This is a genomic window from Sphingomonas sp., from assembly GCF_048594985.1.
In the GTDB taxonomy this organism is placed as follows: domain Bacteria; phylum Pseudomonadota; class Alphaproteobacteria; order Sphingomonadales; family Sphingomonadaceae; genus Sphingomonas_I.
Genome location: NZ_JBMDXG010000072.1, coordinates 1 through 3,380 on the forward strand (window position 1 = coordinate 1; position 3,380 = coordinate 3,380).

Consider the following 3,380-nt stretch of genomic DNA (forward strand, 5'->3'; position numbering starts at 1 on the left):
TGCCGCCCGCCGCGCGCGCCGCGCTGGAAAACGGCGCGGTCGCCTTGCTCCACTCCCCCCGCGCGGGGGGAGGGCGGGCGGATCTGGTGGCGCGCGCCGGGATGGATGCGGGCGCGCTGCGCGTCGCGGCGATCAGCCCCGCCGCCGCGCGCGGCTGGCCGGCGGCGGCGGTGGCCGACATGCCGACCGACGACGCGCTGTTGGCGGCGGCCGCGCGACTGTGCCAGAAAGGGTGATGGACACGCGCGATTATTACGGGACGCCGGCCCCCCGTCGCGGGATCGCCGCCCCGCTTGTGCTGGCGCTGGTCGCCTTCGTGCTCGGCATTGCCGGCACCGTCGCGGCGGTGCGCAACTGGGATCTGGTGTCGGGCTGGGTCGCCGCTGCTCCCCCCGCGGCGCCGGCCCCGGTGGTGGTCGCGGCCAAGCCCGCGCCGGTGATCGTGCAGCCCGCGCCGCTCGCCGATCCCGCGCTGGCCGAGCGCGTCAACGAACTTCAGGCCCGGCTGGGCGCGGTCGAGGCGAATGCCGAGGCGGTGACCGGCGATGCCGAGCGCGCCGAAGGGCTGCTCGTCGCCTTCGCCGCGCGCCGCGCGCTCGATCGCGGGCAGCAGCTCGGCTATCTCGAAGGGATGCTGCGCGAGCGGTTCGGCGCGGGCGATGCCGCCTCGGTCGCGCAGATCATCGCCGCCAGCCAGCGCCCCGTCACCCTGCTCGATCTGCGTGAGGGGCTCGCCGCGCTCCGCCCGACCCTCGTCGCCGCCAGCCCCGACGAAAGCCTGTGGACCGGCCTCCGCCGCGAAATGTCGAGCCTGTTCGTCGTCCGCCACGCCGATCAGCCGAGCCAGGCCGCGCCCGACCGCTACGGCCGCGCCGCCGCCGCGCTGGAACAGGGGCAGGTGGACGCCGCCGCCGCCGAGGTGTCGCGCATGCCCGGCGCGCGCGCCGCCGCCGCGTGGCTGGCGCAGGCGCGCCGCTACGTCCTCGCGCGCAACGCGCTCGACCGGCTGGAGACCGCCGCCTTGCTCGCCCCGCGCGCGCCGCGTCCCACGGGCGGTTGACGCAGGGGCCGCCCGGCCTCACAATCCGCGCCATCCCCGGGGGAGCGTTCATCCGCGCTTGAGAGGGAGGCAGGAGCCTCCGACCCGCCGAACCTGATCCGGTTGAGACCGGCGTAGGGAGTGGAGCGCGGTCCCGCCGTTCTCGCTCCCGCAAGGAGACGACGTATGGCCGACATTCCCGCCCGCACCGAACTCGCCGTCACCACCGGCCCGATCCGGGGCTCCACCAAGATCCATGTCGGCAAGCACCGCGTCGCGATGCGCGAGATCATGCTCGAACCCTCCTCGGGCGAGCCGCCGGTCCGCGTCTACGACACGTCGGGCCCCTATACCGATCCGCACGCCCGCATCGACATCATGGCCGGCCTGCCCGAGCTGCGCCGCGACTGGATCCGGTCGCGCGGCGATGTCGAAGAGGTTCAGGCGCGCGAGGTCCGGCCCGAGGATAACGGCCTGAAGGGCCCGGACCGTTCCGCCGGCGTCCAGCGCTTCCCCAACGTCCGCCAGCGCCCGCTCCGCGCGAAGCCCGGCGCGAACGTCAGCCAGATGCATTACGCCCGCCGCGGCATCATCACGCCCGAGATGGAATATGTGGCGGAGCGCGAGAATCTCGGCCGCGAACGCCTCGCCGAATATCACCGCGACGGGCAGGACTGGGGCGCCGCCATCCCCGATTACGTCACCCCCGAATTCGTGCGGGACGAGGTCGCGCGCGGCCGCGCGATCATCCCCAACAACCTCAACCACCCCGAATCCGAGCCGATGGCGATCGGCCGCAACTTCCTGGTCAAGATCAACGCCAATATCGGCAATTCGGCGGTCGCCAGCGACGTCGCGGCCGAGGTCGACAAGATGGTCTGGTCGATCCGCTGGGGCGCCGACACGGTGATGGACCTGTCGACCGGCCGCAACATCCACGACACGCGCGAGTGGATCCTGCGCAACAGCCCCGTGCCGATCGGCACCGTCCCGATCTACCAGGCGCTGGAGAAGGTCGGCGGCATCGCCGAGGATCTGACGTGGGAGATCTTCCGCGACACTTTGATCGAACAGGCCGAACAGGGCGTCGACTATTTCACCATCCACGCCGGCGTGCGCCTGCCCTACATCCCGCTCACGGCCAAGCGCGTGACCGGCATCGTGTCGCGCGGCGGATCGATCATGGCGAAATGGTGCCTCGCGCATCACAAGGAGAGCTTCCTCTACGAACGCTTCGACGAGATCACGGAGATCATGAAGGCGTATGACATCGCCTACAGCCTCGGCGACGGCCTTCGCCCCGGCGCGATCGCCGACGCCAATGACGAGGCGCAATTCGCCGAGCTCTACACGCTGGGCGAGCTGACCAAGCGCGCCTGGGCGCAGGACGTGCAGGTGATGATCGAAGGCCCCGGCCACGTGCCGATGCACAAGATCAAGGCGAACATGGACAAGCAGCTCGAAGCCTGCGGCGAGGCGCCCTTCTACACGCTCGGGCCGCTCACCACCGACATCGCGCCGGGTTACGACCATATCACCAGCGGCATCGGCGCGGCGATGATCGGCTGGTACGGCACGGCGATGCTTTGCTACGTCACGCCCAAGGAGCATCTGGGCCTGCCCGATCGCGACGACGTGAAGGTCGGCGTCGTCACCTACAAGCTCGCCGCCCACGCCGCCGATCTCGCCAAGGGTCACCCGGCCGCCAAGGTCCGCGACGATGCCCTAAGCCGCGCCCGCTTCGAATTCCGCTGGCGCGACCAGTTCAACCTGTCGCTCGATCCCGACACGGCGGAGCAATCTCACGACCAGACCCTCCCCGCCGAAGGCGCCCAGACCGCGCACTTCTGCTCGATGTGCGGCCCCAAATTCTGCTCGATGAAGATCACCCAAGAAGTCCGCGATTTCGCCGCGAAGCAGAATGCTTCGGCAGACACCTTCCTCGCCGCAAATCCTCCCCGAAACGGGGGCGAGGAGCACAGCCTGTCCGGGGGACAGGCGAGCACCGGAGCGGACCATGCGCAGCATGGTGGAGGGGGCTTGCCGCTGGACGCAGCCTCGGCCGAAGCCGGCATGCAGGCGATGAGCAAGGTCTACAACGAAACCGGCCGCGAGCTTTATATGGGGGCTGGCGATCGAGAGCGGGATTGATCTAGTCTGTCGCCCTGACGCCGGGGGGCAGTATATGAAGGTTTTTCTTAGAGCCCGTTTCGAAACGTATGTGGCGGTCAGCGCCAGGTCGCTCGGCCCTTGCCGTAGGCGGGGAACCGAGCTTCGAACTCGTCCATGAACTTGAGGCGTACTAGGTTCAGCTCGCCGATCAGATCGGCAGGGAAATCGG

The 3,380-nt window shown here is 70.0% G+C and carries 2 protein-coding genes, 1 pseudogene and 1 riboswitch; all 3 genes and pseudogenes read left to right on the plus strand.

The window, feature by feature from the left end; all coding sequences use genetic code 11:
• Positions 1-236, plus strand: a pseudogene (locus ACOJSF_RS02550) (uroporphyrinogen III synthase HEM4); the annotation flags it as partial.
• Positions 236-1,060: a hypothetical protein gene (locus ACOJSF_RS02555; protein ID WP_420140664.1), complete on the plus strand. Its 825-nt coding sequence runs from the start codon at positions 236-238 to the stop codon at positions 1,058-1,060. The pseudogene ACOJSF_RS02550 and the gene ACOJSF_RS02555, both read left to right, overlap by 1 nt.
• A 27-nt stretch (positions 1,061-1,087) precedes the next feature.
• Positions 1,088-1,198, plus strand: a riboswitch (TPP riboswitch).
• Between the two features lie 27 nt (positions 1,199-1,225).
• Positions 1,226-3,190 carry a phosphomethylpyrimidine synthase ThiC gene (gene thiC / locus ACOJSF_RS02560; RefSeq protein ID WP_420140665.1) on the plus strand — a complete coding sequence of 655 codons (1,965 nt, stop codon included), beginning with the start codon at positions 1,226-1,228 and terminating at the stop codon, positions 3,188-3,190.
• Positions 3,191-3,380: the final 190 nt, after the last annotated feature.

What these genes read in the sequence shown, in the direction of transcription:
- thiC (WP_420140665.1), top strand. Translation starts at nt 1,226, where the DNA reads ATGGCCGACATTCCCGCCCGCACCGAACTCGCCGTCACCACCGGCCCG.
- ACOJSF_RS02555 (WP_420140664.1), top strand. Translation starts at nt 236, where the DNA reads ATGGACACGCGCGATTATTACGGGACGCCGGCCCCCCGTCGCGGGATC.